General features: G+C 73.9%; 3 protein-coding genes and 1 pseudogene. All 4 read right to left on the minus strand.

The window, feature by feature from the left end; translation table 11 throughout:
- On the minus strand, positions 1–1,083 hold a 1,083-nt coding region (locus EEJ42_RS34050; RefSeq protein WP_246097562.1), incomplete at its 3' end, for an ABC transporter ATP-binding protein.
- 69 nt (positions 1,084–1,152) lie between these two features.
- On the minus strand, positions 1,153–1,944 hold the full coding sequence (locus tag EEJ42_RS34055) for a hypothetical protein (protein WP_246097563.1): 792 nt from the start codon (positions 1,942–1,944) through the stop codon (positions 1,153–1,155).
- A gap of 132 nt (positions 1,945–2,076) precedes the next feature.
- Positions 2,077–3,015 (minus strand): coiled-coil domain-containing protein, encoded by a 939-nt coding sequence (locus tag EEJ42_RS34060; protein ID WP_123105948.1) that lies wholly within the window; start codon positions 3,013–3,015, stop codon positions 2,077–2,079.
- A 196-nt stretch (positions 3,016–3,211) separates the two neighbouring features.
- Positions 3,212–5,017 (minus strand): annotated as a pseudogene (locus EEJ42_RS34065) (hypothetical protein); the annotation flags it as partial.

The following is a 5,017-nucleotide window of genomic DNA, read 5'->3' on the forward strand; positions in this document are numbered from 1 at the left end:
CGGAACGGCGCCCTGCGGCGGGGCGGGCGGCTCGGCGTACCCCGGCATCACGGTCCCGGGCGAGTACGGCCCGGGCGGCTGCCCCGGTACGCCCGGCGCGTAGCCGTACGCCCCGCCCTGCGGGCCGTACGCGCCGGCCGCCTGCTGGAGCCCGGCCCGCTGGTCGGCCGTCGAGCGGTAGTCCACGGCGCCCTGCGTCATCCGCATGTACGCCTCCTCCAGCGACGCCTGGTGCGGGGACAGCTCCCACAGCCGGACGTCCGCCGTGTGCGCCAGGTCGCTGATGCGCGGCAGCGGCAGCCCGGTCACCCGCAGGGCGCCGTCCTGCTCCGGCAGCACCTGGCCCCCGGCCTCGCTCAGCGCGGCGGTCAGCTTCTCGCGCTGCTGCGGTTCGCCGTCGGGGGTGCGGACCCGGGCGAAGTCCGCCGAGTTGTACGAGATGAAGTCCTTGACGCTCATGTCCGCGAGCAGCTGCCCGCGGCCGATCACGATCAGCTGGTCGGCGGTGAGCGCCATCTCGCTCATGAGGTGGCTGGAGACGAAGACCGTGCGCCCCTCGGAGGCCAGCTGCTTCATGAGGTTGCGGACCCACAGGATGCCCTCGGGGTCCAGACCGTTGACCGGCTCGTCGAAGAGCAGCACCTGCGGGTCGCCGAGCAGCGCGGCCGCGATGCCCAGGCGCTGGCCCATGCCGAGCGAGAAGCCCTTGGAGCGCTTGCGGGCGACGTTCTGGAGGCCGACCACGCCCAGCACCTCGTCCACCCGGCGGGCCGGGATACCGGACAGCTGGGCCAGGCACAGCAGGTGCTGGCGGGCGCTGCGGCCGCCGTGCACGGCCTTGGCGTCCAGGAGCGCGCCGACCTGGCGCGGGGCGTTGGGCAGCTTGCGGAAGGGATAGCCGCCGACCGTGACGTGTCCCGCGGTGGGTTCGTCGAGCCCGAGGATCATGCGCATCGTCGTCGACTTGCCGGAACCGTTCGGCCCCAGGAAGCCCGTGACGGCGCCCGGCCGCACCTGGAACGACAGGTTGTACACGGCTGTCTTGTCGCCGTAGCGTTTCGTCAGGCCGACTGCCTCGATCATGCTCCGCCCCTCGTGCGAATGGGTCGGGGCGCCTCGCCCCCCGTGAGACTTAGGAGCTTAACGGCCTGATTACGGTTCCCGTGAAAGCAGGGTTGAGAGCGGATCGTGACCCCGGGGCCGGGCCCAGCCCTCGTCGTGGAACAGCCGGGTGCCCGCGGTCCGCACCGCCGCGTCGGCGCCCGCCCGGCCGACCCAGGCGGCGGGGTCGGGGCCGAGGAGGTCCCGCAGCCGCGCGGAGGAGGCGAGCAGCCGGGCCAGCAGCGCACTCTGGTCGCCGCCGCCCGGCAGGGGCCGCCCGCCGTCGCCGGGCGCGGTGAGCACGCCGTGCGTGCTGACGTAGAGGTACGCCGCGTCCAGCCGCTCCCCGGACGGCAGCACCATCGGGAACTCCGCCCCGGGCAGCCGGGCCCGCTGGTAGTTGGGCACCTCGGTGCGGTCCACGGCGTCGAGCTGCGCGTCGTCGAGCCAGCTGACGACGAGGGGCGTGCGGGCGGCGGCGTCGCCGTACGGGGCGGAGGCGACGTACCCGTACCGCCCGATGTGCGCCGAGCAGCCGACCGCGATGCCGTGCACCAGCACCGGCACCATCGGCACGGTGGCGGGGTGCCCGGGCCGGCTGAGCTTGTGGTGCAGCTGGGCGGGGGAGGCGTTGGACCCGACCGCGATGACCGGGTGCCGCTGCCGGTACCGCTCCAGCAGCGTCAGATCGAGGGGGTGCAGCTCGCCGCCGGTGAGGAGCGTGGGCGTGGTGACGGGCCGCCCGGGGTAGGTGAGCGGCGCTTCGGCGGGCACGTCGCCGAACCCGAGCGCGGCGAGGCTGAGGTCATCCACCCTGCGGTCATCCACCCTGCGGTCATCCACCCTGCCGAGGCTACGCGAGGGCCGGGCGCCGCGACGGGCGGCCTCCGGCGCCGAGCGGCGCACGACATGCGCGTGCCCCGCGCCGCTACTGCTGGCGGCACGGGGCACGGAGCGCTAAGCCGTGACCGAGCGTCACCGGGTCTGCTGGGCCGGGACGCCGCGGTTGACGGCCTCTTCCTCGCCCGGGTTCCCGGCGGCGGCCACTGCGGCGCCGGTCAGCGTGGCCAGCATCTCGCGGACGTTGGTCAGCTGGGCGTTGATGCTGTCGCGGCGGTTGGTCAGCGCCGCCAGCTCGCGCTCGGACTCGCTGCGGATGCGGTCCGCCTTGGCGTTCGCGTCGGCCACGATGTCCTCGGCCTGGCGCTGGGCGGTCTCCACCGTCTGACGGGCCCGGCGCTCGGCGTCGGTGCGCAGCTTCTCGGCCTCCAGGCGCAGCTGCTCGGCGCGGTGCTCGATCTCCGCGAGCCGCTTCTCGGCCTTGGCCTGACGGGAGGCCAGATCGCGCTCGGACTGCTCGCGGCGCTTGGCCAGGTTCGTCTCGAAGTCGGCGGCGGCCTGCGCGGCCTTGGCGCGGGTCTCCTCGAAGAGGGAGTCCGCCTCCTCGCGCTTGGACTGCGCGTCCTTCTGCGCCTCCTGACGCAGCGTGGTGGCTTCGCCCTTCGCCTTCTCGACGATCCGCGCGCCCTCGTCCTCGGCCTTGGCCTTGCGGTCGGCGGCGAACGCCTCGGCGTCGTTGCGGACCTGCTGGGCGGAGGACTCGGCCAGCTCGCGGTGCTGTTCGGCGGCCCGGCGGGCCTCCTCGCGCAGGTCCTTCGCCTCTTCCTCGGCGAGGCGGAGGATCTTCTCGACGCGGGCGCCGAGTCCCGCGTAGGACGGCTCCGCGTCGTTGATCTGGGCCTGAGCGTTCTGCGTTTCGAGGTGCAGCTCCTCGATGCGCTTCTCGAGCGAGGTGATGCGGGACAGTGCGCTGTCACGGTCGGCGATGAGCTTGGTAATGCGGTCGTCCACCTGACCGCGGTCGTACCCACGCCGCACGAGCTCGAAGCCGAAGGGGGAGGAAGTGTCGCTCATGGGGTTCCTGTCGAAAGAGACCGGTGAGGTGATAGAGCAAATCCTAGGGGGCCGAACGGCGTGTCATCGAGTCAACGTCCGTTTGATCTGGAGAATGTCCAGCCTTTTGAGTGGACGTAAGACGGAGACCTTGTCACTCGTCGGGATGATACGGACACGACACGCCCTGTGCGACTAGCCGTCGGACCGTGTTCCCCTACCCATCGGACCGCTTTCCACTCGACCGGGTCGCTCCCGCTCCCGCCGCCGTCTTCACTCCGCCGTTGTCCTTGCCGCCCGCGCCGCCCGACGCGGGGGTCTCGAAAGACTCCAACGCTTCCAGCACGTCCTGGACACGGGTGATTTCGGCGTTGATGTCCTCGCGGCGGCGCTTGAGCAGCTCCAGCTCGCGCTTGCCCTCGTCGACGATCTCCTTCGCCTCCGCCGTCGCCTCGGACTTGGTGCGCTCGGCGTCCTTCTCGGCCTCGAGCCGCTTCTGCTCGGCCTCCTTCAGCAGCCCCTCGGCCTTCTTCACCGCCTGGATCCGCACCCGGCTCGCCTCGGTCTCGGCCTCCGAGACCAGCGACTTCGCCTTCTCCTCGGCCTTCATCAGCTGCGCGGTCGCCGCCGCGACGAGCTTGTCGACCCGCTCGCCGGTCGCCTTCATCTGCTCCGCGGATTCCCGGCGGGCCCGCTCGTGCAGCTCCTCCACCTCGGCCGCGGTCGTCGCCCGCAGCTCCTCGGCGCGCTCCCGGATGGCCGTCGCGTCGCCGCGGGCCTCGCCCAGCATCGTGTCGGAGTCCGTACGGGCCTTCTCCACCAGGCCATTGGCCTGCGCGGTGGCCTCGGCCACCAGCCGCTCGGCCTCCTGGCGGGCGGCGCCCACCATGACGTCCGCCTGCTCCTCGGCCGCGGCCGTCGCCTGGAGCGCGGACTCCTGGGCCTCCGTGGTGAGCCGCTCGGCCTCCGCCGCGGACTCGGTGACCAGCCGGTCCGCCTGCTCGGCCGCGTCGGAGCGGCGCTTGTTGGCGTCCTCGCGCGCCTGGTCGACCAGCCGGTCGGCCTCGTTCTGCGCCTCGGTGCGGATGCGCTCCGCCTCGGCCGCCGCGTCGGCCGCGACCCGCTCGGACTCGGCGCGGGTGCGCTGCGCGTGCTGTTGCGCCGAACCGACCGTCTCCGCGGCCTCGGTGCGCAGTCGCTCGGCCTCCGCACCGGCCTCCGACAGCAGCCGGTCCGCCTCGTTCGACGCCTCGGTGACCAGCCGGTCGGCCTGGGCCGCCGCCTCCGAGCGGATGTTGTTGGCGTCGCTGCGGGCCTGCGCCCGGGTGCGCGCCGCGTCCTGCTCCGCGGTCGCCCGCGCGTCCGCCGCCTCCGTACGCAGTGCCTGCGACCGCGCGGTGGCCTCGGCGACGATCCGCTGGGCCTCGTCCGTCGCGCCGCTGACCAGCGTGTCGGCCTGCTCGGCGGCCTCCGCGCGGGTCTTGTTGGCGCTCCTGCGCGCCTCGTCCAGCGTCGCGTTGGCCTCCGCGCGCAGCCGCTCGGCCTCGTGGTTCGCCTCGCCGAGCAGCCGGTCCGCCTGCTCCGCGGCCTCGGAGCGGCGCCGGTTGGCGTCGTCGCGCGAGCGCGCGCCCAGCTGCTCCGCCTCGGCGATCGCCTCCGCGACCGTGCGCTCCGCGAGCGACTTGGCGGCCTCCGCCTCCTCGTGCGCCGCACGCCGCACCCGGGAGGCGTCGACGGAGGCGCGCTCCCGCTCCGCGTACGCGTCCGCGCGGACCCGGTCGGCCTCCTCCTGGGCGTCGGTCCGGGTGCGCTCCGCCGCGTGCTCGGCCGCCTGCCGCAGCCCGGTGATCTCCGACTCGGCCTGCTCGTGGAGCCCCGCGACCGAGTCCCGTACGGACTGGGCGTGCTGCTCGGCGGCCGACACCAGGTCCGCCGCGTGCTGTTCGGCCTCCTCGACCAGCCGCTGCGCCTCGGCCTGCGCCTCGCTGACCCGGGTCCGGGCCGCGGCCAGCAGCTCCTCGCC

This window comes from Streptomyces botrytidirepellens (assembly GCF_003721215.1).
GTDB classification, from domain to species: Bacteria; Actinomycetota; Actinomycetes; order Streptomycetales; family Streptomycetaceae; genus Streptomyces; species Streptomyces himastatinicus.

Bases quoted from the DNA above. Each gene is read 5' to 3' on its own strand.
- EEJ42_RS34060 (WP_123105948.1), bottom strand. From the start codon at position 3,015: ATGAGCGACACTTCCTCCCCCTTCGGCTTCGAGCTCGTGCGGCGTGGG.